We start from the raw sequence: 24,007 nt of genomic DNA, 5'->3' as shown, positions 1-24,007 counted from the left end.
CACAATTCATTGCACTCCGCGGCTATCTGCGTCCGCGGAGGCGCATGCTGAGTCTTATGCCATCAACAGCTCAGCATCAATCGGAATATATTGACTGGCCGCTTGCATCAAAGTAACCGAGGTCAGTTCAGGGACACCATACACTTCAACCCATTTCCCTTTGTCACCGGATAACTTTTTCACCAACACATCAAAATCACCATCTCCGGAGACCAACACGATAATATCGACATCTGCTGCATACTCTATTGCATCAATGGTAATCCCGACATCCCAGTCCCCTTTTGCTGAACCATCCGCACGTTGAATAAAGGGTTTCAGTTTGACCTCGAAACCGATCGCTCTCAGGATATTCTGAAATTCCTGTTGCTTCGGGTCCCCCCGGTCAATTGCATAGGCAATCGCCTTCACGACTTGTCTGTTCTCAGTCAATTTGGCCCATAACTTGTTGTAATTCAGGTGACGTTGATAGGCTTGTCGGGTGGTGTAATACACGTTTTGTACGTCAACAAGTAACAGAACTTTTTTCATCTGGGCAGGCCTTTGATTGTTGGTCGTGTTTCTGAGAGGTGCAGTGTAATATGAAACGCGGTCCCGACCCAGAGAAAATCGTTGCATGTCACTTATATCGAGACCAGACACCAATATTTATCGAGACCGAACACCAATATTGAATGAACGATTATCCCCCAGAATGATGCCATCTGTCGATTCACACCAATACTCATCAAATTGCATAAATAACATTCTCTCAATTCATTCACTGTTATTTAAAAATGATACAACGAAAGCACATGCCGCTCATAATAATCAGTGATAAGCATTCCAAATATTTGTAACACACACTCAAAACACATCAAAAAATAGCATAAAAATTAAAAACCGCCTCAATATAGAGTACGTCATCTCATAATATTGATGCATGATAACATCATAAAAATATCATATTAAAATACAATAATTTAAATAAAAAAACGAAAAAACATAAACGAAATATTAAAAAACAAAAATAAAAAAAATCAAACACTTAAATAGAAAATTTATAAATGAAATTTTGTTTCATTTTAATTAAAACCCCCCAATAAATGTTGATTACTTGCTTATTCATCGCTCTTTATTTCGTGGCTCGACTCACAATAAATAGAATTATTTATATTATTTCATCGCAATTTCTTGACGCTAATATAATAGCCATCTAGAACCAAGTATTATGAATGTTTGTTGATAATACCATTCATACAAATAACATTTTAATCAGTAGTATAAAAAGAAAATCTTAATCAGGAAGGTTGAGAAAATATGCATAAAACTAACCGTAGGAGGCTAGAAATGAGAAAAAGGCAGAAACAACTCCGGTTGTTACCGCTGGTCTTTGCACTCGGTGCAGCATTGTCGTCAATCGGCGCACAAGCTGCATCTTGTTCGTATTCATTAACCAATGAATGGGAAGGCGGATTTCAAGGCGTTGTGACCATCAACAATGATGAGAATGCAGATATCAATGGCTGGCAGATTGGGATGAAATACCCAGCTGGCGTAGCTGTCACACAATCCTGGAGTGGCGCACTTTCAGGGAATAACCCCTATTACATTGTGAACACCGAATGGAACGGAACCATTAAAAAAGGCCAAAGCTTGGCGGTTAACTTTATGGGAACCCGCAATAGCACCAGCGCTGCCAATGTTGAATTAATGGGCTCAACCTGTAGTGGTGGAGACACCCCGCCACCAAATCACTTACCTGACGCTGTTGCCGATGCAACACCGGTTTCTGGCATTGCACCGCTCGAGGTCAGCTTTAGTGCCGGTGGTTCAACCGATGCGGACGGAGATGCATTAACCTACATCTGGGATTTCGGTGACGGAGAAACCGGTACAGGCAAAGATGTACTGCATACCTATACCGAACCCGGCCAGTATACCGCCAAACTCACTGTCAGTGATGGCACAGGTGTCGATACCGCCAATGTGGTCATTAATGTCACGACTGAATCAGGCAATACACCACCTGTGGCGGCCATGACTGTAACACCGGCATCCGGACAAGCCCCGTTATTGGTCAACTTTGATGCGTCTGCTTCAACCGACGCGGATAACGATGTTCTTACCTATATCTGGGACTTCGGTGATGGTGCAACGGGTTCTGGTGTCACAACGTCACACACTTATGCGGATCCCGGTAAATATACAGTCTCGTTAATCGTGACCGATGGTATTGATACCAGCAAGATTATCAAAACTGTCAACGTGACGGATGACGATGTCCCACCAACAACTGAACGAGTAGACAACCCATTCCGTAGTGCAACTTGGTATGTCAATCCGGAATGGTCAGCCAAAGCAGCAGCAGAACCGGGCGGTAGCGCTATCTCTGACCAAAATACTGGGGTCTGGCTCGACCGCATCGGTGCGATTGCAGGAACAGACAGTCAAATGGGCCTGCGGGCACACTTAGATGAAGCCCTAGAACAAGGTGCGAACCTGTTCACTGTCGTGGTCTATGATTTACCAAACCGTGACTGTAAAGCACTGGCATCCAATGGTGAATTGCTCATTTCTGAAGGCGGTATGGTTCGCTATAAAAATGAGTTTATCGACCCAATTGCAGAAATCTTTGCTGATCCGAAGTATAAAAACATCCGGATTGCTGCGATTATCGAGATTGACTCTTTACCGAACCTCGTCACCAATATGGATGTTCCAAAATGTAAAGAAGCAGCCGGTGAAGGCGGTTACCGTGAAGGGATTACCTACGCACTCAATAAGTTTGCCCCCATCAAAAACGTCTATTCATACATTGATGCGGCTCACTCTGGCTGGCTAGGCTGGGATAGTAACTTTGATCCGGCAATCACCATGATTTCTGACGTGATCAAAGGGACAGATGCTGGTTGGGAGAGCGTTGCCGGTTTCATCACCAACACGGCTAACTACAGCCCACTGGTTGAAACTTACCTCCCAGATCCAACCAAAAACCTCGGAGGTGGTCCGATCCGGAGTGCGGATTTCTATGAATGGAACCCATACTTTGATGAGAAAGACTATGCGATTGAATTTCGCACACGGATGATCGCCAAAGGTGCACCAACCACCATCGGGATGTTGATTGATACCGGACGAAATGGCTGGGGCGGTTCTGACCGACCAACACATGTCAGTTATTCATCCGATAAAAACACCTATGTGGATGAATCACGGATTGACCGTCGTTACCACCGCGGTAACTGGTGTAACCAACCCAGTGGTATTGGCTACAAACCATGGGCTGATCCTTATGCCGGCGTTGATGCTTTCGTTTGGGTAAAACCACCGGGTGAATCAGACGGTATCTCTGAACCAGACTATCAGCCTGACCCGGATGATCCGGCGAAGCAGTACGATGCAATGTGTGACCCAGACAAAATGAGCACTTCTGCACCATTGCCCACAGGTGCAATGGATAATGCGCCACACGCAGGTCGCTGGTATTCCGCAGGGTTCCAACACCTGTTAGAAAATGCTTATCCACCGGTTGATCAGCCAGCAGGTCCCCCGGCTGAGTAAGGTCAATCAACTATCCACCATCTGAATACCGACTCTGTTTCGGTCAATCAGATAACCCCAACCGCCGGATCCTGTCACAGGATCCGGCCTTTTATTACTGTTCTATTGATTACATTCTACGCGTGAATACCGGTGTTCTCACTCACCGACCTTGGCATAAAGGATTCATAGCCGAGTGCTTCAAAAAGAAAACGTACATCAAGCTGAAAAAAACAACACGTTGAGATAGTTCTGCTTTCGTCATCGCCAATCCTGTCTACTCAACAAGATGGAAATCAATGGTCGAGTTCAGGACGGGTTTGACCAGGCCGATTCTGATTACAAAATCACCAAATATTTCGTACCGATTTTCCCTTCAGAGATAAGGGCTTAAACCGACTTGATGGTGACGCTTTTTTTCTTCACTCACATCGACTTGTAAGGAGAACACATCCGGGCGCGTATCATGCCCAACGGCATCAAAGTCATAGTGAGACAAAAGTCATCGCGTGACTTCGCTATTTTTGAGTGCTGTCGTTAATTTGCGTCACAATACTGCTCGCCAGAATATCCAACGCTCTCATGCGATGATGATCAAGCTCGAAAGATGCATTGAGCCGGATGCAGTGGTTATATTGATCGTTCAAACCAAACATTTTCCCCGGTGCAATACTGACATTTTCTTTTAATACCGCATGGTATATATCGGTTGCATCAAGATGTTCGGGGAGTTCGAGCCAGACGAAATATCCCCCTTTCTGGCTGATGATATTTACAGCTCGGGGCAACTGTGCTCTTAATCGTTCTGTGATTTTTTTCTTGCGCTCTGCAAGTTTTTTGCGTAACTGTTTGAGGTGTAATTCGTAATTGCGACTGGTTAAATAATGCACCAATGTTGTTTGAATCGGCGCACTGGTGGCAAAGGTACTCATTAATTGCAGTTTCTGAATATCGAGTGCTCTTTTACCCGCCACCACCCAACCGATACGCAACCCTGCGATTAAAGACTTCGAAAATGATGAACATAACATAGTGTTTCCGGTGTCATCGTACATCTTCATCGAGGTAATCGGTTCACTGCCCTCATACAGCTCGCTGTATACATCATCTTCAATCAAAGCAACGTTATAGCGATTCAAAATATCGACAATCCGCTTTTTCTTTTCATCGGTTAATGTAAACCCGAGCGGATTCTGATGATTGGACATCAACCAACACGCTTTCACCGGATGGGTTTGCAACGCCCTCTCCAATGAATCAATGTCAATACCGGTCACGGGATCGGTTCTGATGGAAAGCGCTTTTAATCCCAAACGCTGCAATGACTGGAGCGCGCCATAAAATGTCGGTGACTCAACGACAATCCAGTCACCGGCAGAGGCACAAGCCTGCAAACTCAAATTAAGCGCTTCTAATGCACCGGCAGTGATGACAATTTCATCCGGTGAGATTTCAATCCCCCGTGCGGCATAACGTTTCGCGATCAGTTGTCTGAGTTGCTCATTACCGGGAGGAAGGTTATTGAATGTATTTGAGACTGGCATATTGCGTGCCGCACTCGAAAATGCACGCGTCACATGGTAATGGGGATATAAATCCGGACTGGGATAAGCAAACCCGAAATTGACTAACTGCGGATTTTTGCTGGCCTGAAGCACTTCAAAGATAAACTCATTAATATCAACATGTTCTATTGAAGAGACCGCGACTTGAGGGGGATGAGCATTCTTGGTTTTGACTCGGGGCGCAACCCGATATCCTGATCGCGCTTGCGACACAATCCATCCCTGAGATTCCAGTAACTGATAAGCATGAAGCACAGTCATCAAGCTGATCCCCGTGTGTTCAGACTGCTTTCGTAATGAGGGCAGCTTGTCGCCCGGATTCCAGATACCGCACTGAATCTGCCGTTTGAGTTGATCGACTAACGCCTGATACTTTGCCAAAAACCCAACCTCCGCTGTAAGCCATTACCACTGATCATAACAATTAATATAAAAAACTGTTATAGGTTTATGTATTTTTCTGTATCTACATACTGACCCAACCAACGATTAACATAGCAAAGAAAAATAATATTCAGCTCAAAGGAAATCTATGTTTGGTCTCGATGCATTTATGCTGGCAAGGATACAGTTTGCTTTTACTGTTTCCTTCCACATCATATTTCCCGCCATTACCATCGGCTTAGCAACTTACCTCGCTGTGCTTGAGGGTTTATGGCTCAAAACCCGCAATCCGGATTACAAAACTCTTTATCACTACTGGTCGAAAATTTTCGCCGTCAACTTTGGTATGGGCGTTGTGTCTGGTTTGGTGATGGCTTACCAGTTCGGCACCAACTGGAGCGGTTTTTCTGATTTTGCCGGCAGTATTACCGGCCCGCTGCTCACCTATGAAGTGCTGACCGCATTCTTTCTTGAAGCCGGCTTTCTCGGTGTGATGCTGTTCGGCTGGAACCGTGTGGGTGACAAACTACACTTTTTTGCAACCTCAATGGTTGCTCTCGGCACAATTATTTCAACCTTTTGGATTCTGGCATCCAATAGCTGGATGCATACGCCACAAGGCCATGAAATTATCGATGGCCGGGCTTGGTATCAGTATCTGGCCGAATATCATTCCACCGAATATTTCCATCTGGGAAGCCGCAGCTCCGGCAAGCAGCCAGAGTTTCATGTTGTACGGTGCAGCACTGATTTTGCCGGTGATTCTCGCCTACACATGCTGGAGCTACTCTGTCTTCACCGGCAAAGTCAAAGAAGGTGAAGCCTACCACTAATCTCAGGTTGAGGAGCTAACAATGAAGATAAAACGCGGCATTGAACAATGGGCTTGGATGATTGGCATCTGGGCACTGAGTGTTGTGGCTTTAGGGGTCGTATCGATGGGTTTTCGCCTGTTAATGACTGCCGCAGGACTCAAGTCTTAAATTCTTGAATGGCATGTTTAAGCTTGAAATATCACTGGATATCCCCGTTATTCACTGAATGACGGGGATATTCACTTTAATCGCTTTAAATGGATCTGATATACGATAAGAAATAAGTAGAAAAAATTGATCGCTAAATAGCGACCCGTTTTTGTTATATATAAAAATGAATAACTGTATATAGATTTTTTTAATTTTACCTATTGATAAACACTGTTCACACTTTTAAAAATAAAGATAGTTTCTGTCGCTGAGTTCTTTGATATTATTAAAATTAATAATCCAGTGAAACAACTCTGAGATATATCCTATGACGATAATAAAGCACAATTTCCTACTTAAGTCCTGTTTGGCACTCCTTATATTTCCCATCGATTCTTTCGCGAATACGGATGTTCATTTAGATAGCAATAACCTCAAAATATTGAATATTGATGGTCAAACTTTTAAAGATTTAAATAAAAATGGCAAACTCGACCCATACGAAGACTGGCGGCTCCCCACAGAAGAAAGAGCTAAAGATCTCTTGTCTTTAATGACACTAGAAGAGAAAGCAGGGTTAATGATGCATGGTTCTGCGCCCAGTTCAGACATATTGGGTCGAGGTGCAAGTTATGATCAAGAGAAAGTGACAACGCTGATTAAAAATAATCATGTTTCCCATTTTATCACCAGGCTGCAAGGTAAGGTTCCCAGCCATCTGGCAGAACAAAATAATAGTTTACAACGGATTGCTGAAACGACTCGTTTAGGGATACCGATTACCATTAGTTCAGATCCGAGGAATTCGTTCCAATATTTAGAAGGTGCATCCGTTGCTTCAGGCAAATTCAGCAAATGGCCGGAAACACTGGGAATAGCAGCCATTAATGATGAGGCACTGACTGAAAAATACGCCAATATTATCCGGCAAGAATACCGGGCAGTCGGGATTACAGAAGCTTTATCTCCCCAAGCAGATATTGCGAGTGAACCACGTTGGCCTCGGATTAGCGGAACGTTTGGGGCAGACCCGGATATCGTTGGCAGAATGACTCGCAGCTATATTACCGGTATGCAGTCTGGATCACATGGTCTCAACAAAGATAGTGTTGTCACAATCGTGAAGCATTGGGTTGGTTATGGTGCAGCAAAAGACGGTTGGGATAGCCATAACGCTTACGGAAAATACGCAGATTTTAAATCAACGTCGTTAGATACACATATCTCCCCCTTTATCGAAGCATTTAAAGCAAACCCGGCTGGGGTGATGCCAACCTATTCGATACTACAAGGGGTCACCCACAATGGAAAAGAAATCCCACAAGTCGGTGCAGGATATAACCGTTTTTTATTACAAGATCTATTACGTGATACTTACGGGTTTAAAGGTGTAATCTTAAGTGATTGGTTAATCACCAGAAATTGTAAAGAAGATTGTATCAACGGTTTCAAAGCGGGAGAAAAAATCCTACCGAGAGGAATGCCTTGGGGCGTCGAAGATCTCTCCGTTGAAGATCGGTTTGCCAAAGCTATTGATGCGGGCATTGATCAATTCGGTGGTGTCGTTGACTCGGCAATATTAGTCAATGTGGTGAAAGATAAGAAGGTATCGGAAAAACGACTGGATGCTTCCGTGCTGCGTATTTTGAATCAAAAGTTCAACATCGGTTTGTTTGAAAATCCATATGTGGATGCGAAAAAAGCAGATGAAATCGTTGGCAACAAACAGTTCTCAACTTTAGCGAATACCGCTCAGTTTAAATCTCTTGTTTTATTAAAAAACGACCATGTTCTACCGCTCAAGACTGGCAACAAAATATGGTTGTATGGCATTCATAAAGATGTTGCAGAGAAGTATGGTTTTCAGGTTGTTGAGCAGTTACAAGATGCTGATCTTGCACTTTTAAGAACCTCAACCCCGTTCGAAAGACCGCATAAGAATTATTACTTCGGCAAAAAGCATCATGAAGGTGCATTGGACTTCAAACCTGATAATGAAGATTATCTTGCGATTCAGAAAGCCAAGCAGCATGTGCCAACGATTGTGACCATTTACTTAGATCGCCCGGCGATTTTAACCAATATTTTAGATGATGCAGATGCCTTAATCGCCAACTTTGGTGTCAGTGATGAGGTGTTATTTCAACGATTAACATCTGATAAAATCTATACCGCGAAAATGCCATTCGAGTTACCAAGAACAATGCAGGCGGTCTTATCACAAGATCCGGCCAAACCGCATGATTCCAATAACCCACTATTTCCCATTCATTATGGAATGAGCCAATGATTTTATATTCTTTATAAAATCCAATCGTGACGGTTATTTTGCCACTGATTATTTTACAACTCATTGATGTTTAATTTAAAACCACCATTACTGATAAAGTAGCGGTGGTTTTTCAGAAATGGCATGGATAGCAATAACCCAATCGTGCCAGAAAAACCTTTGCCATCAGCTCTTTCAATGTCGTCACTTCACCTTGTAAATACACCAGTTCATCTACGGTAATTTATAATGCAGTAGTAACGGGCATCGATATAAACGCGTTGCAGACGAACCCTCGCTCTGTCGTTATACTGGTGCTTTCAACACGTGACGATGAATATATGCCTGACAGTACAATTTTGCATGGCAAACTAGCCACAGAATTCAAAACCATCCGTGCAATGATGAAAATATACTGTGCGAAATATCACCATGGCACACCTTTGTGCGAGGCATGTGCAACGCTGTTACAGTATGCAGAACAAAAGCTGGATCGTTGCCCGTACGGACAACAGAAACCGACATGCAATCAATGTCCGATTCACTGTTATAAACCTGAGCCGAAAGCGCAAATCCGGGTCATTATGCGCGATTCAGGCCCGCGGATGCTGCTTCATCATCCGATTCTGGCAATACGGCACCTGTACCATGAAAAGCAGGCTTGCCCCGACAAGCCGCAAATCAACGCCTCCAATCGCCATCAACGGAAACAGAATGCGGATGAGTAGAACGCCGCAACCTTACGGCATTTACGGCATCCACGATTCACACCAACGACGGAGTTGTTCATTGGGTGAGCAAGTCAAACCAATCGACAAACGATACACCGGCCTCAATGAAGATTTATGTGATATCCGCAGATATCTTTGACGAATCGGCCGAGTCTTGCATGGTATAATCATCAACTCCTCTTGATGAATATTCGTGCGTCTATGTCGATTAAAAACCTTATGTTCTGGCGTCAGTTTTCTTTTGTCAAAAAGATCAGCATTATCATACTCTGCCTTGCATCACTCTCGATTACCGGCATGCTTATCAGTGCCAATACCAGTGAAAGCATTCAGGGCAACGCGCATATGATTAATCAGGTCGGTGCAATACGGATGCAAAGCTACCGGTTACTCGCCTTGAGCAATGGGCAACAATCCATCACTCCGGATATCTCCGTCCTTGAAAATATGTTAGAAGCAGCGTCTTTTCAGCGCTTTATCCAACATGAAAAGTTCGAAAAGCCCTATTTAGAAATTCTTCAGCTCTGGTATTCAGACATCAAGCCAACGCTACTCACCTCTCAGGACAAAGATGAAAAATTGCAGGCGGTCGAATCTTTCATCGTGCAACTGAATGTTTTAATCTCACAAATAGACAATCATACCGAACATACCATTAGCACGATTTCACAAACGCAGAATATCTTTATCGCCCTGACGATCATTTTCCTTTTTCTTGCCTTTAAAGGTTTGCATAAAAGGTTATTTACCCCTTGGCGAGAGTTACTGACCATTGCCAATGCCATTCGCAATGGTGACTTTGAACAACGGTTTGATTCGCGTCATTATCGGGATGAAATGGCCGTTTTAGGTGAAACGTTCAATGATATGTCGGTGGAATTGAAAGTGATGTACGATGACTTAGAAGAGAGAGTCCATCAGAAAACATCCGAATTAAAACAGCAAAATGATTATCTGGATTTCCTCTATCGCAGCGGACAACGCTTTAACCGCCATCACTTAAACATCAATACATTATCTCCGCTGTTTCAGGAGTTAATTTCATTGTTAGAGTTACACAGTGTGACATTCAACCCGAGCGACAAGCTGCGCTATTTCATTGATGAACAAATTCACTACCATCAAACGATCGACCATCAAATAAGCGACTATCAAACCACCGATGAACAACGAAACAGTGCTTTTACGCCACAAAACTGGCCGGTCAGTGACGATTATCATGAATACGGCATCTTACAAACCACCTACCGCGATGAGGTGCTCCCGTCAGAAAAACAAAAGCTGATCGAAACGTTTTGTGATCTCTTCACTCAATATCTTGCAACACGGTTTCAGGAACAACGTAAACATCAACTTCTGGTGCTTGAGGAGCGTCATACCATCGCACGCGAGCTGCACGATTCTATCGCGCAATCCCTGTCCTTTTTAAAAATAAAAAGTGGGATTTTACGGATGCAAAGTGATAATTTTTCTGCCACGCAACACACATTACTTGAAGATATCAGTAAAGAAATTAACTCGGCTTACCATCAGTTAAGAGAATTACTTGTCACATTCAGATTAAAAATCGATGACTCCGATTTATCCAATGCGATTAAAAATAGTGTTGATGAATATAGCGAAAAGCTGGGATTTTCAATTCAGATCAACAATCAGTGGCAGGATAACAGTATTACACCTCACCACTTTATCCATATATTGCAGATTATCCGCGAAGCATTGAGTAATATTTATAAACATTCAAAGGCAACGGAAGTTATGATCCACTTAACGCAAGACGAAAATAAAATGTGTCATTTAAATATTATGGATAACGGTGTTGGTATCGAACCACAACAACAAGCAATGACGAATCATTACGGCTTAACGATTATCGCCGATCGAGTGAAAGCACTGGCCGGTCACTTAACGATTGATTCTAAACCCGATCAGGGCACAGAAATCGCGATTCAGTTCTATCCATAATGAGGGAAGCGATATGCATACAACCAACGCAACAACCGTATCACCGGCAACGGTCATGCTCGTCGATGATCACCCGATGCTCCGGCAAGGGCTCAAGCAGCTGCTGCAATTAAACCCGCAAATCGAGGTTGTCAAAGAGTGTAATAACGGTCCGCAAGCCGTCAAACTCGCTCTCGATGATGAGCCTGATGTGATTTTACTTGATATTAATATGCCTGATATTGATGGTATTCAAACACTCAAATTACTGCGCGAAAATGATATTACCAGCCGTATTATCATTTTTACGGTTTCCAATTATGAGGAAGACTTAGTCCGGGCGATACAAGCCGGGGCAGACGGATATTTATTAAAAGATATGGAAGCGGAAGATCTGCTCCACGCCATCGAACAAGTTTGTCTCGGTGAGTTGGTCGTCAGCCCTAAACTTGCCAATCTGTTGGCAAAACAGCTGCGCAGTTCTCCTCATCAGGCGCAACGAGAAATCGATACCTTAACCACGCGAGAGCTGGATGTACTCAAACTACTGGCACAAAGTTTACCCAACAAGTTAATCGCCCGAAAACTCAATATTGCCGAAACAACCGTGAAAGTGCATGTCAAACATATCCTGAAAAAGCTGCAACTACGCTCCCGGGTTGAAGCCGCAGTCTGGGTGCACCAGCAAGGGATTGATCAATAATATCGATGGCTACATGGTGAGCCATCGATAGGTTATTATCGAAGTGTTGTCATCGACGAGATGTGGGGAGGGTCAACGCCGGGATCTGACTACCTGATAGCGGCGGCTGATATACTCTATCGGCACGCTCCAGATGTGAACCAAACGGCAGAACGGAAACGCAACAAATAAGCTCATACCAAGCACAATATGGAGTTTAAATATCCATGCGACATCACTTAGATGCTCGGCTGCACCGCCATGAAAATAGACGATTGCCTGTGCCCATTCCATAAACTTCACCATTTCTGAGCCATCCATATGTTGTGCAGAAAACGGTATCGTCAACAGCCCTAAACACACCTGAGCGACTAATAATCCCAGAATCAGAATATCAGCAAATGATGATGTCGCCCGGACTCTCGGGTTATATAAGCGACGTTTCAGCAACAATCCGCCACCGATTAATGTCATCACGCCAAACATCCCTCCGCCAAACATGGCGAGTTTCTGTTTCAATGCAATGGACAGAAAACTTTCATACACCCAATGCGGGGTTAGCATCCCGAATGCATGTCCGCCCAGCACGCCGATAATACCGATGTGGAACAGATTTGAGGCCAGCCGCATCCCTTTGTTGTCCATCAACTGGCTTGAACCGGCACGCCACGAATATTGCCCGTAGTCGTAACGCAGCCAGCTGCCGAGTAAGAACACCGCCGCAGCGATATAAGGATAGACGCCGAATAAAAATTGATTGAAAAAGTCCATTATGCTTCTCCTGTCAGTTGGCTGATATCCAGATACTGGGGCTGAATGGTCTGCGCAAACCGCTGCTGATGCTGCCGGGTCTGGCTGTCGCACGGGGTGTTGTCCATAAAGGTGATCTGCTCTTCTTCCCACACTTGATCCAGTGCTGCAACACTGTCGTCCCGCTCCTCTTGCTTGACCTTTTCAGCAATTGAAGCCGTATTTAACTGGGCAGCACTCAGAGAGAGCAACAGGGACATCAGCGCGGCATAGTCACTGTCTCTTTGGCGCAACCTTTCTGTCAGCAATGCCAAAATCGGGGCAATATCTTTCAGCCCCTGCACGGCCTCGTCTTCAGAGAGTATCGACAAATATTCGAGATACATCGGTAGATAATCGGGTAGCTCTTTAGAGTCGAGCTCTAACCCCTGTTGCTGATACTGCCCCATCAGATCGACCATCGCCTGACCACGCTCCCGGGACTGACCGTGCACGTGTTCAAATAGCAACAGTGATAGCGATCTGCCGCGGTCAAACAGCGCACAATATTGGGCTTGCACATCAAATAAGCGCTGCTCGCAGTAAGTGCTGATCCACTGTTTTAAATCGCTTTTTTGCGCCAAATTTAATTCAGTGCATTGATCCGTTGATGCAATCAGCTCGTGATATTCAGACCACAGCATCTCTTGCGGGTAATCCAGCAGGTGCGCAATCATTCGTAAACTCAGCATTATTGATCCCCCTTGCTAATGTCGATTGCATCAATTCTCTGGCTATTAAACAGATTGACTCGGTTATCACTACCATGACAGCCGTCGCCGAAACTGAAACCACAACCATTTGATTCAGCATAAGCATGATCCGCTTCCTGACGCATCCCGGATGGTACGACAAAGCGATCTTCGTAGTTGGCAATTGCCAGATAACGGTACATTTCTTCCACTTGCATGGCCGTCAAACCCACCGCCTCAATCGCGCTGGTGTCAATGGTGCCTTCCACGGTCTCGCTACGCTTGTAGTGACGCATGGCCATCAAGCGTTTGAGAGCCAGTTGCACCGGTTGAATATCACCTGCAGTCAGCAAATTGGCTAAATATTGCAACGGAATCCGCAACATATCGATATCCGGCAATCCGTTGCGCAGCGGCAGGTATCCTGAATCTGCGGCAGATTGAATCGGCGATAGCGGCGGTACGTACCACACCATCGGTAACGTGCGGTATTCCGGATGCAGTGGTAACGCAAGCTGCCACTCCACCGCCATTTTGTATACCGGGGACTGCTGTGCCGCATCTAACACACTTTGACTGATGCCCTGCGCTTGCGCCTGACGAATCACTTCCGGATCATGCGGGTCAAGGAAAAGGCTCAACTGACTGGTATAGAGATCATGTTCATGTTCAACAATGGCGGCCTCTTGAATGCGATCCGCATCATAAAGCATCACCCCTAAATAGCGGATCCTGCCGACACAAGACTCGGAGCAAGCCGTAGGCATACCTGCTTCAATACGGGGATAACAGAAGATGCATTTTTCGGATTTACCGCTTTTCCAGTTAAAGTAGATTTTCTTATAAGGACAGCCACTGATACACATCCGCCATCCGCGACACTTATCTTGGTCGATCAGGACAATACCATCTTCTTCCCGTTTATAAATCGTGCCGCTCGGGCAGCTCGCAACACAGGCGGGGTTCAGGCAGTGTTCACATAAACGCGGCAAATACGTCATGAATGTATTTTCAAATTCGCCATACATCTGTTTTTGAATATGGTGAAAATTGTAGTCAGCGGAACGGGCTGTGAATTCTCCGCCGAGCGTATCTTCCCAGTTCGGCCCATGATTGATTTTTTCCATTCTCTGCCCGGTAAGCAGAGAACGCGGACGGGCAATCGGTTGATGACGTTGCTTCGGCGCCTTTTGTAAATGCTCATAATCGAAGGTAAACGGTTCATAATAGTCATCGATTTCTGGCATATGCGGGTTGTTAAACAACTTGGACAACACACCGATTTTGTTGCCCTGACGCAAGGTGAGCCGGCCTTTAATGCCACGAATCCACCCACCTTGCCAGCGTTGCTGATTTTCCCAGTCTGTCGGATACCCGACGCCCGGTTTCGTTTCTACGTTGTTAAACCACGCATACTCGACACCCTCGCGACTCGTCCAGATGTTTTTACAAGTGACGGAGCAGGTATGGCAGCCAATACATTTATCCAGGTTCAGCACCATGGCAACTTGCGAACGAATTTTCATACCCTTTCTCCTACTGACTGATTGGCTGAGTTGTGGCGTGATCTGATGTCTGTTCATCATCGAGCCAATCGACCCGATTCATCCGCCGAATCACGACGAATTCATCCCGGTTAGAACCGACGGTTCCGTAATAATTGAAGCCATACGCCTGCTGGGCGTATCCGCCGATCATATGGGTCGGTTTAGGGCAAATACGTGTCACTGAATTGTGAATACCACCACGCTGTCCTGTCACCTCTGAGCCGGGCAGATTGATTAACCGTTCTTGTGCGTGATACATCATCACCATGCCTTGAGGAACACGTTGACTGACTACGGCACGTGCCGTTAATGCGCCATTGGCGTTGTAGGCTTCAATCCAGTCGTTATCTTTGATGTTCAGGGTTTGCGCATCGACTTCACTGAGCCAGACAATCGGCCCGCCCCGTGATAACGTCAGCATGAGTAAGTTGTCACTGTAGGTTGAGTGAATCCCCCATTTTTGGTGCGGGGTAATAAAATTCAGCGCCAGTTCGGGCTGACCGTTATGATGGCGTTGCTCGATTTGCTGAACCGCCCGGGTATCAATCGGTGGCCGGTAAACGACCAGACTCTCGCCGAAATCTCTCATCCAGGCATGGTCTTGATAAAGCTGCTGACGCCCGGTCAGCGTGCGCCACGGAATCAGCTCATGAACATTGGTATAACAGGCATTGTATGACACATGTTCATCTTCGATACCTGACCATGTCGGGCTGGAAATGATCTTGCGCGGTTGTGCCTGAATATCGCGAAAGCGTATTTTTTCATCGGCTTTGCTCTGGGCTAAATGGCTATGATCCCGCCCGGTAACTTGGCTTAACGCCTGCCATGCTTTGACTGCGACTTCACCATTGGTTTCCGGTGCGAGCGTCAGAATCATTTCTGCCGCATCAATTGCAGACGCCAGTTTTGGCCGGCCTTGGGTCGCGCCGGATTGATGCACCTGATTTAATTTCTTGAGTAGCGTGAGTTCCGACTCGGTATTCCAGGAGATCCCTTTGCCGCCGTTGCCTAATTCCTCAAGCTTCGGACCAATTGAAGAGAAACGGGCACCGGTGTTCGGATAATCACGCTCAACCGGAATAATTTTGGGTGCCGTTTTGCCCGGGATCAGCTCACACTCGCCATGACGCCAGTCTTTACCACCGAATGCCTGCGCAATTTCACTGTCACTGTCGTGTTGATTGGCTAGGGTTACGATATCCGTTTCAACGCCTAAGTGACCGGGACAAACTTGCGAGAAGCTTTGCGCGATATCCCGGAAAATATCCCAGTCTGATTTGGCCTCCCAAGCGGGATCAACGGCCTTCGAAAACGGATGAATAAACGGGTGCATGTCTGATGTATTCATGTCGTTTTTTTCATACCATGTTGCCGTCGGTAACACGATATCGGAATACAAACAGGTGCTCGACATGCGAAAGTCTAAGGTCACCACCAAATCAAGCTTGCCTTCAGTGGGTTGGTCTTCCCAATCCAGCTCTTGGGGTTTGGTCTTGGCGTAACTGCCTAAATCTTTCCCTTGAATGCCATGCTCGGTTCCCAGCAGGTACTTCAGCATGTACTCATGCCCTTTGCCGGATGAGCCCAGCAAATTGCTCCGCCAGATAAACATGTTGCGCGGATAATGTTGTTCCGGTTGCTCACAGGCAAAACGAATCGAGCCCTCTTTTAACGCAGAAACCGTATAATCCACCGGATCCATATTGTGCTGCTTGGCCATGTTGGCAATGGTCAACGGGTTGACATTTAATTGCGGTGCCGATGGCAACCATCCCATCCGTTCTGCTTTAATATTTAAATCAATCAGATGGGCGCTATAACGTTCTTTTTTTGCCAGCGGTGACAATAGATCATGGGTTTGCACGGTCTCATAGCGCCATTGGCTGGAATGGTTATAAAAATAAGATGTGGTATTCATTTGCCGTGGCGGGCGTTGCCAGTCTAGTGCAAAGCTCAGCGGTAACCACCCTGTCTGCGGACGCAACTTTTCTTGTCCGACATAGTGAGACCAACCGCCACCGCTTTGTCCGACACAGCCACAAAATACCAGCATATTAATCATTGCCCGATAAGACATATCCATGTGATACCAGTGGTTTACCCCGGCACCGACAATGATCATTGAACGGCCTCGCGTTTTTTCTGCGTTGTGTGCAAACTCTCGGGCAATTTGGATAATCCGATGACGATCCACCCCGGTGATCGCTTCAGCCCATGCCGGAGAGTATGCTTTCACTTCATCATAAGATGCCGCGGCAGACCCATCACTCAACCCACGATCACCTCCACGACGATCAACCCCATAGTTGGCCAGCATTAAGTCATAGACCGTCGTCACTTTAGCAATGTTACCGTTGGCTAAAGTGACCGATTTGACCGGCAAGGTGTGCTCAATAATGTCGGACAACGGCACAGAATCAAAATGGTCTGACTCAATCCCGCCAAAATAAGGAAACTGAACACATGCGTATTCATCCGTATCGGCTATTCCCAGCGCCAAGGTTGTTTCTTGCCGGTGTTCGCCAGCTACAGATTCTAAATTCCAGCGGCCCTTCTCACCCCAGCGGAATCCAATCGATCCCTGCGGAACGACCATCTGATTGGTTTTGCTGTCAATCGCGATGGTTTTCCATTCAGGATTGTTATGTTCGCCTAAATCATCAACCAGATCAGCGGCGCGTAAAAAGCGCCCGGCGGTATATGTGCCGGATTGGGTTTCTTCCAGCATGACCAGCATTGGCATATCGGAATAACGACGCAGATATTCCTGAAAATATTCAACTTTTCGCTGCTGATGGAACTCAGTTAAAATCACATGCCCCATGGCCAGTGCCAGTGCACTGTCGGTGCCCTGTTTCGGATGAAGCCATTCATCACTCAGCTTGGCGACTTCTGAATAATCCGGGCTTACGGCAACGGTTTTGGTGCCTTTGTAACGCACCTCGGTGAAGAAATGGGCATCCGGAGTGCGTGTCTGAGGAACATTCGACCCCCATGCCATGATATAACCTGAGTTGTACCAGTCCGCCGATTCCGGGACATCGGTCTGCTCACCCCAAGTCATCGGAGAGGCCGGCGGTAAGTCACAATACCAGTCATAGAAACTTAAGGCGGTGCCGCCAATCAATGATAAATAGCGGGCTCCTGAAGAATAGGACACCATCGACATCGCCGGAATCGGAGAAAACCCGACAATCCGATCAGGGCCGTGCGTTTTGGTGGTATACACGTTTGCTGCCGCGATCAATTCGTTGAGCTCTTGCCACGTTGAGCGGATCATGCCGCCGCGTCCCCGGGCTTTCTTATACCGTTCGGTTTTCTGTTTATCTTCAACAATCGATGCCCATGCCGCGACCGGATCAGTCTGTTGCGTTTTTGCCTGACGCCAGAGCTCTAATAATTCTTGGCGAATCATCGGGTATTTCACCCGGTTCGCACTGTAGAGATACCATGAATAACTGGCACCACGCGGACACCCGCGCGGCTCATGATTCGGCATGTCCGGACGAGTACGGGGATAATCCGTTTGCTGCATTTCCCATGTCACGAGCCCGTTTTTGACAAAAATCTGCCAGCTACATGAACCGGTGCAGTTGACACCATGCGTTGAACGGACAACTTTATCGTGCTGCCACCGATTACGATAAGCATTTTCCCAGTCTCGGTTCACGTTATATGACTGCCCATGCCCATCCGAAAAGGTTTCGCCTCGCTGTTTAAAATAACGGAAACGGTCCAGAAATTTACTCATTGAGCTTTCTCCTTTGCTTTTGATAGCTTGACGCTATCTCACATTGCTTATTGGTTATTGGTTATGACTGATTCGTCATTTCTTATTGGTATTAACTTATTGGGTATCAGCTTATTGCTATCGGGCATCGTCAGACTTTCGCTGCGGCTTTTTTCGTGGCTAACCGATCGAGATTGCGGCCGTAAACAAACCAAGTAATAAATACGCAACACACATAAAAAACCAAAAATACTTTCATCGCCGTGAGCGGCGAACCGGTTAATGACAGCGACAGACCAAACCCTCTGGGAATGAAAAATCCGCCGATAGCCCCGATTGCTGAGATAAATCCCAAAGCGGCAGCCGTATCGGTAGAAGCTTTTCGTAGCGAAATTTCTGGGGTCATACCTTGCTTGGCGGCTTTATCCAGCGAAATTTTGCGGAAAATCACGGCAATCATCTGAAACGTAGAACCACTGCCTAACCCGGAAGCAGCAAAGAGTCCCATAAAGGTGGCAAAGAACAGATAAAAGGAGCCTTGGCTTGATGCCGATGGCAGGGTGACAAACACGGCACCGGTCAGTATCGCCATGACAACAAAGTTGACCAGCGTCACCCGAATCCCGCCGAGCCGGTCAGAAAGGGCACCGCCTAACGGACGGGCAAGTGCGCCGACCAAAGGCCCGAAAAACATATAAGATAAGATGTCATGTGCCGGAAACTGTGTTTTAGACAGCATAGAAAAACCGGCAGAAAAGCCGATAAAAGAGCCGAATGTGGCTAAGTAAAGAATACTTAATCCCCACAAGTGCGGTTCTTTTAACACCGGTAGCTGTGCTTTGATCGATGTCTGTGCGGCCTTGAGGTCATTCATGCCGAACCAGGCAGCCACAGACAAAATACACAGCAAAGGTACCCAAACTAACGCCGCATTGGCGAGATAAAGCACTTTCCCCGAAGGCTGAATCACACCCGAAGAAAGACCGCCGAACACCCCGGCTGACACCACCAGCGGCACCACGAGCTGCATGACACTCACACCGAGGTTGCCCAGTCCGCCATTTAATCCAAGCGCTTTGCCCTGTTGTTCTTTGGGATAAAAAAAGCTGATATTCGCCATACTGGACGCAAAATTAGCACCGGCAATCCCGCACAACAGCGCAATCATGACGAATTGTTCGAATGGTGTATCCGGATGCTCAACAGCATAAGCCAGCCATAAGCATGGAATGGTCAAAATCAACGTACTGAACACCGTCCACTTCCGTCCTCCGACAACCGGGACAATAAATGCATACGGAATCCGGCCAATCGCCCCTGACACGGCGGGTAAAGCCGTTAATAAAAACAGCTGATCCGTTGAAAAGTGGAATCCGACTTGATTGAGGTTGACCGCGACGGCAGAAAATAGCATCCAAACGCAAAATGAGAGTAATAAGCACGGAATGGATATCCATAAGTTGCGATTCGCAATGGTTTTACCACTTTCGGCCCAAAACTGAGGATCTTCCGGATGCCATTGCGTGAGCATTTTCGATTTCACATCACAAGCGTTAGAGTTGGCATGAGACATGTTTACGTCCTTCATATTGATGAATAGGCGTTCACTTTTACCGATTGCGCAGACGTGCTTGTTGACCGATATCAATATCAAATAGGAACTCTATCAATACGAATTAGGGTTATACTCCCAAAGGAGTACGACAAAAATAAAATATAATCTATAATTATCAATTAGTTAAAAAACCACACTATTACTATGGTATAAAAATCTTGTATCGGGACTATTTAGGAGTACACCCCATCGTCTCGCATCATCAACCCGGAAAATCCGCACAAAAATGCAGTTATCCGTGATGTTGATCAACCCGGCATCGGTCTAAGTCATTGGATTGGGCGGATACGCAAGAGATGTATCTGATAAGCAGATCATTCGGCTCAGCGTTCGTGGCATCTATCCACATCCGGCTTGAGGAGAAGGATAGGAATGAGGGGAAATGCAGCAGCGTTTGTGGTTGTATTTTGGGGCTGAACTTTTACTTCACGCTTTTATTGCCAGCCTTTACTTCAAGGAACGGGCAGGCATCGGAAACAGCACCGGAATGCTGTCTCCGATGCTGACGAATATCAGGTTGTTAATACCTCAATGGTATGGTCAACAACCCGGACATCATAAGCGCGAATATTGAATTGCTCATCTTCCAGACAGCGCCCATCGCTGAGATTAAACCGCTGCTTTTTAACCGGACTTGCAACCCAAAGCTCGGCCAGATGTTCACAGATGATCCCCCGGGATAACACATTGGCTTGTGCAATCGGATCATAATTATCGATAGCAAATACTTGCGCATCCGCATAAGGACGGAAGAGTGCCACTTGTATCTGATTGACTAAGGCACAGACACCGGTTCCCGGAGTAATTGCATTGATATCACATATTTTCTGCCACTGGCTCATTACTCAACCTCCCGTTCAATATGTAAAATTTCACCTTTAATGTGCGGATGCTTCTCCAGATAAGTCGCAGGGCGATGTTGCTGACGTTGGGATACAAACTGAATATTGTCATCACGTAAGTCGCTATTAATAAAATGGGAGAATCGTGATAATAAATCAGGCTCATCCAGTGTTTGTTGCCATTCACAACGATAATTTTCAATCAGTCGGGCCATATCAGTTTCGAGTTGTTGGTTGATCCCCAACTTATCATCAATAATCACCGCTTGCAGATATTCGATACCGCCTTCAAGATTCTCCAGCCAGACGGATGTGCGTTGTTGTTTGTCCGCAGTCCGAATATAAAACATCACAAAGCGGTCAATATATTTGAGTAAGGTTGGCTCATCTAAACCGGCCGCGAACAAATCAGCGTGTCTCGGCTTCATCCCTCCGTTACCGCACACGTACATATTCCAGCCGGAATCGGTGGCAATAATCCCGAGATCTTTTCCCTGCGCTTCCGCACACTCCCGGGTACACCCGGAGACCCCCATTTTCATCTTATGGGGTGTCCGAATCCCTTTATAGCGATTCTCAATCCGTACTCCGAGTCCAAGGCTATCTTTCACCCCGAAACGACACCAAGTGCTCCCGACGCAGCTTTTCACCATCCGCAACGCTTTGGCATAAGCCTGACCGGTTTCAAACCCTGCGGCGATCAATTGTCGCCATATTGCCGGCAGGTCATCTTTCTGTGCACCAAATAATGCGATGCGTTGTGCACCGGTGATTTTGGTGTAGAGTCCATACTGTTGTGCCACCGTTGCTAACGCTTGTAACCCCTCAGGAGTGACTTCTCCGCCCGCCATTCTCGGGATGACGGAATATGTGCCGTCTTTTTGCATATTGCCGAGGAAGTTGTCGTTGGTATCATGTAATCCGACTAACTGAGGATTTAAAATATGCTCTCCCCAGCAAGACGCGAGAATCGAACCGACTGTCGGCTTACAAATTTCACAGCCATAACCATGGCCGTATGTCTCGATTAATTGCTCAAAGCTTTTGATGCCGTGTGTTCTGATGATGTGGAACAGCTCCTGCCGCGAGTAGGCAAAATGTTCACACAGATGATGACTGACCGCGATGCCCGCTTTTGCCAGTTCAGTATTGAGCACAGAGCTGATCAGGGGGAGACAGCCGCCACAGCCGTTGCCGGCATTGGTCGCAGCCTTCACTTCAGCCAGTGTATGTTTACCCTCACTAATTGCGGTGATGATCTGCCCTTTGGTCACATCAAAACATGAACACAGCACCGCCGAATCAGGTAACGCATCCGCACCGAGGGCGGGCTTTTCGGCTCCCGCGTAAGCAGGAAGAATCAGGCTATCCGGATGTTCAGGCAGTTCGATACGATTCAGTTTGAGTTGTAACAGATGACCATAATCCGCGGTATCACCGACGAGTACAGCCCCAAGTAAGTGTTTCTCATCCTGTGACACAATGACGCGCTTATAAATTCCCTCAGCTTCATTGAGATACACATAACTTTTGCTGCCCGGTGTCTGACCGTTTGCATCCCCGATACTACCGACATCGACCCCCAACAACTTCAATTTGGCACTCATATCGGCACCTTCAAACCGGCTATGCTCTCCCAGTAAGTGGTCAACCGCGATGGTCGCCATTTTATAGCCCGGCGCAACGAGCCCGAAGAAGTGCCCTTGCCATGAGGCACATTCACCAATGGCATAAATATTGGGGTTTGAGGTCTGGCAATGATCATTAATCACCACACCACCGCGTGGCGCGATTGCCAGCCCGGCTGCTTTTGCCACACTGTCTTGCGGCCGGATACCGGTTGAGAAGACCATAAAATCAACCTCCAGTGCCGTGCCATCTGCAAAATTGAGTGTGTGACGGGCTGACGTGCCTGAATCGACAATTTCGAGGGTATTCTTACCGGTATGCACCTGAACGCCGATACTTTCTATTTTCTGGCGAAGGAGTTCGCCGCCTTGTTTATCCAGCTGTTCCGCCATTAATATCGGTGCAAACTCAACGACGTGGGTTTCAACACCCAACGCTCTTAAGGCTCCCGCAGCTTCGAGGCCAAGCAATCCTCCGCCAATCACAGCACCTTTCTTACTGTGGTCTGCACACGCTTTGATCGCATCGAGATCGTCGATTGTCCGATACACAAAACAATCGGGGTTATCGGCACCCGGAATGGGGGGAACCCAAGGATATGATCCGGTCGCAAGAATTAACTTGTCAAAAGCAATCTGTTCCCCACTTGCAGCCACGACAAATTGCTTTTCACAATCAATCCTGACGGCCTGCTCTCCGAGCAATACCTGAATTTGATGTTCACGATAAAAACCCGGAGAAACTAACGTTAATGCATCTGCATTGTCATTTTCAAAGTAAGAAGACAGATGAACACGGTCATAAGCAAGGCGGGGTTCTTCACTCAGAACCGTCATCTCGATGTGATTCGCACCATCTCTGCGCATCAGGTCTTCAATAAATCGATGTCCTACCATCCCATTACCAACGACCACCAATTTTTTCTTTCGCTGCATAAATATGCTCTGCCTGTAATCCATAACTTGCCGCCAGTCTAATGAAATAGATCCAGTTATTTTTTGATATAAAACAAGATTGGTATTTAGCTACTCCGAAGGTAGTAGGCTGTCAGACAGTTGGGTTTAATCAGGGAAAAAGACTGACGACGTTAGTCATGAG

16 protein-coding genes and 2 pseudogenes are annotated in these 24,007 nt (G+C 46.4%); 9 read left to right on the top strand and 9 right to left on the bottom strand.

Going from position 1 to position 24,007, the window contains the following annotated elements; all coding sequences use genetic code 11:
- Nucleotides 1–54: 54 nt before the first annotated feature.
- The gene (locus tag AC55NX_RS08660; protein ID WP_496995360.1) at nucleotides 55–531 is read right to left on the bottom strand and encodes a LabA-like NYN domain-containing protein; all 477 of its coding nucleotides are present in this window, start codon (nucleotides 529–531) and stop codon (nucleotides 55–57) included.
- 798 nt (nucleotides 532–1,329) lie between these two features.
- On the opposite strand from AC55NX_RS08660, the gene AC55NX_RS08655 reads away from it, so the two are divergent.
- The gene (locus tag AC55NX_RS08655) at nucleotides 1,330–3,543 is read left to right on the top strand and encodes a glycoside hydrolase family 6 protein (RefSeq protein ID WP_496995359.1); all 2,214 of its coding nucleotides are present in this window, start codon (nucleotides 1,330–1,332) and stop codon (nucleotides 3,541–3,543) included.
- A 497-nt stretch (nucleotides 3,544–4,040) separates the two neighbouring features.
- On the opposite strand, the gene AC55NX_RS08650 is transcribed toward AC55NX_RS08655, so the two are convergent.
- Nucleotides 4,041–5,468: an aminotransferase-like domain-containing protein gene (locus AC55NX_RS08650; RefSeq protein WP_496995358.1), complete on the bottom strand. Its 1,428-nt coding sequence runs from the start codon at nucleotides 5,466–5,468 to the stop codon at nucleotides 4,041–4,043.
- Nucleotides 5,469–5,619: 151 nt separating this feature from the next.
- Here AC55NX_RS08650 and AC55NX_RS08645 point away from each other — a divergent pair.
- The 8 genes and pseudogenes from AC55NX_RS08645 to narL all read left to right on the top strand — a co-directional run.
- Nucleotides 5,620–6,114, top strand: a pseudogene (locus AC55NX_RS08645) (cytochrome ubiquinol oxidase subunit I); the annotation flags it as partial.
- A pseudogene (locus AC55NX_RS08640) lies at nucleotides 6,101–6,304 on the top strand (cytochrome d ubiquinol oxidase subunit II); the annotation flags it as partial. The pseudogenes AC55NX_RS08645 and AC55NX_RS08640, both read left to right, overlap by 14 nt.
- Nucleotides 6,305–6,325: 21 nt before the next feature.
- Nucleotides 6,326–6,454, top strand: coding sequence for a DUF2474 domain-containing protein (locus AC55NX_RS08635; RefSeq protein WP_077337172.1), 129 nt, complete (start codon nucleotides 6,326–6,328; stop codon nucleotides 6,452–6,454).
- 310 nt (nucleotides 6,455–6,764) lie between these two features.
- A complete protein-coding gene (locus tag AC55NX_RS08630; protein ID WP_496995357.1) occupies nucleotides 6,765–8,726 on the top strand; it encodes a glycoside hydrolase family 3 protein in 1,962 nt (653 codons plus the stop codon).
- 320 nt (nucleotides 8,727–9,046) lie between these two features.
- Nucleotides 9,047–9,433 (top strand): nitrous oxide-stimulated promoter family protein, encoded by a 387-nt coding sequence (locus AC55NX_RS08625; RefSeq protein ID WP_496995356.1) that lies wholly within the window; start codon nucleotides 9,047–9,049, stop codon nucleotides 9,431–9,433.
- Nucleotides 9,426–9,575: a hypothetical protein gene (locus AC55NX_RS08620; RefSeq protein ID WP_496995355.1), complete on the top strand. Its 150-nt coding sequence runs from the start codon at nucleotides 9,426–9,428 to the stop codon at nucleotides 9,573–9,575. Before AC55NX_RS08625 ends, AC55NX_RS08620 begins: the two co-directional genes overlap by 8 nt.
- Entirely contained in the window at nucleotides 9,572–11,401 is a 1,830-nt protein-coding gene (locus tag AC55NX_RS08615) for a histidine kinase (RefSeq protein WP_496995354.1), read from the top strand. The genes AC55NX_RS08620 and AC55NX_RS08615 overlap by 4 nt, the downstream gene beginning before the upstream one ends.
- Before the next feature lie 13 nt (nucleotides 11,402–11,414).
- Nucleotides 11,415–12,083 carry a two-component system response regulator NarL gene (narL, locus tag AC55NX_RS08610; protein WP_496995353.1) on the top strand — a complete coding sequence of 223 codons (669 nt, stop codon included), beginning with the start codon at nucleotides 11,415–11,417 and terminating at the stop codon, nucleotides 12,081–12,083.
- Between the two features lie 72 nt (nucleotides 12,084–12,155).
- On the opposite strand, the gene narI is transcribed toward narL, so the two are convergent.
- The 7 genes from narI to nirB form a co-directional block, all read right to left on the bottom strand.
- Nucleotides 12,156–12,833, bottom strand: a complete 678-nt coding sequence (narI, locus tag AC55NX_RS08605) for a respiratory nitrate reductase subunit gamma (RefSeq protein ID WP_496995352.1) — start codon at nucleotides 12,831–12,833, stop codon at nucleotides 12,156–12,158.
- Nucleotides 12,833–13,543: a nitrate reductase molybdenum cofactor assembly chaperone gene (narJ, locus tag AC55NX_RS08600; protein WP_496995351.1), complete on the bottom strand. Its 711-nt coding sequence runs from the start codon at nucleotides 13,541–13,543 to the stop codon at nucleotides 12,833–12,835. Before narJ ends, narI begins: the two co-directional genes overlap by 1 nt.
- The gene (narH, locus tag AC55NX_RS08595) at nucleotides 13,543–15,069 is read right to left on the bottom strand and encodes a nitrate reductase subunit beta (protein WP_496995350.1); all 1,527 of its coding nucleotides are present in this window, start codon (nucleotides 15,067–15,069) and stop codon (nucleotides 13,543–13,545) included. The genes narJ and narH overlap by 1 nt, the downstream gene beginning before the upstream one ends.
- 10 nt (nucleotides 15,070–15,079) lie before the next feature.
- Nucleotides 15,080–18,844 carry a nitrate reductase subunit alpha gene (locus AC55NX_RS08590; protein ID WP_496995349.1) on the bottom strand — a complete coding sequence of 1,255 codons (3,765 nt, stop codon included), beginning with the start codon at nucleotides 18,842–18,844 and terminating at the stop codon, nucleotides 15,080–15,082.
- Nucleotides 18,845–18,974: 130 nt separating this feature from the next.
- Nucleotides 18,975–20,396, bottom strand: coding sequence for a NarK family nitrate/nitrite MFS transporter (locus tag AC55NX_RS08585; RefSeq protein WP_496995348.1), 1,422 nt, complete (start codon nucleotides 20,394–20,396; stop codon nucleotides 18,975–18,977).
- 554 nt (nucleotides 20,397–20,950) lie between these two features.
- The gene (nirD, locus tag AC55NX_RS08580) at nucleotides 20,951–21,280 is read right to left on the bottom strand and encodes a nitrite reductase small subunit NirD (protein WP_496995347.1); all 330 of its coding nucleotides are present in this window, start codon (nucleotides 21,278–21,280) and stop codon (nucleotides 20,951–20,953) included.
- A complete protein-coding gene (gene nirB, locus AC55NX_RS08575; protein ID WP_496995346.1) occupies nucleotides 21,280–23,844 on the bottom strand; it encodes a nitrite reductase large subunit NirB in 2,565 nt (854 codons plus the stop codon). Before nirB ends, nirD begins: the two co-directional genes overlap by 1 nt.
- Nucleotides 23,845–24,007 lie beyond the last annotated feature (163 nt).

It is taken from the genome of Vibrio rubrogenes (assembly GCF_059641415.1).
The sequence above is the reverse complement of the archived record's forward strand: the minus strand, read 5'-3'. Positions and strand labels throughout refer to the sequence as shown.

Excerpts from the sequence above, each read along its gene's own strand:
- AC55NX_RS08625 (WP_496995356.1), top strand. The coding sequence starts at position 9,047 with ATGCCTGACAGTACAATTTTGCATGGCAAACTAGCCACAGAATTCAAA.
- AC55NX_RS08585 (WP_496995348.1), bottom strand. The coding sequence starts at position 20,396 with ATGTCTCATGCCAACTCTAACGCTTGTGATGTGAAATCGAAAATGCTC.
- nirD (WP_496995347.1), bottom strand. The coding sequence starts at position 21,280 with ATGAGCCAGTGGCAGAAAATATGTGATATCAATGCAATTACTCCGGGA.
- AC55NX_RS08630 (WP_496995357.1), top strand. The coding sequence starts at position 6,765 with ATGACGATAATAAAGCACAATTTCCTACTTAAGTCCTGTTTGGCACTC.
- narI (WP_496995352.1), bottom strand. The coding sequence starts at position 12,833 with ATGGACTTTTTCAATCAATTTTTATTCGGCGTCTATCCTTATATCGCT.
- AC55NX_RS08620 (WP_496995355.1), top strand. The coding sequence starts at position 9,426 with ATGAGTAGAACGCCGCAACCTTACGGCATTTACGGCATCCACGATTCA.
- nirB (WP_496995346.1), bottom strand. The coding sequence starts at position 23,844 with ATGCAGCGAAAGAAAAAATTGGTGGTCGTTGGTAATGGGATGGTAGGA.
- AC55NX_RS08655 (WP_496995359.1), top strand. The coding sequence starts at position 1,330 with ATGAGAAAAAGGCAGAAACAACTCCGGTTGTTACCGCTGGTCTTTGCA.
- narH (WP_496995350.1), bottom strand. The coding sequence starts at position 15,069 with ATGAAAATTCGTTCGCAAGTTGCCATGGTGCTGAACCTGGATAAATGT.
- AC55NX_RS08635 (WP_077337172.1), top strand. The coding sequence starts at position 6,326 with ATGAAGATAAAACGCGGCATTGAACAATGGGCTTGGATGATTGGCATC.
- AC55NX_RS08590 (WP_496995349.1), bottom strand. The coding sequence starts at position 18,844 with ATGAGTAAATTTCTGGACCGTTTCCGTTATTTTAAACAGCGAGGCGAA.
- AC55NX_RS08660 (WP_496995360.1), bottom strand. The coding sequence starts at position 531 with ATGAAAAAAGTTCTGTTACTTGTTGACGTACAAAACGTGTATTACACC.
- narL (WP_496995353.1), top strand. The coding sequence starts at position 11,415 with ATGCATACAACCAACGCAACAACCGTATCACCGGCAACGGTCATGCTC.
- narJ (WP_496995351.1), bottom strand. The coding sequence starts at position 13,543 with ATGCTGAGTTTACGAATGATTGCGCACCTGCTGGATTACCCGCAAGAG.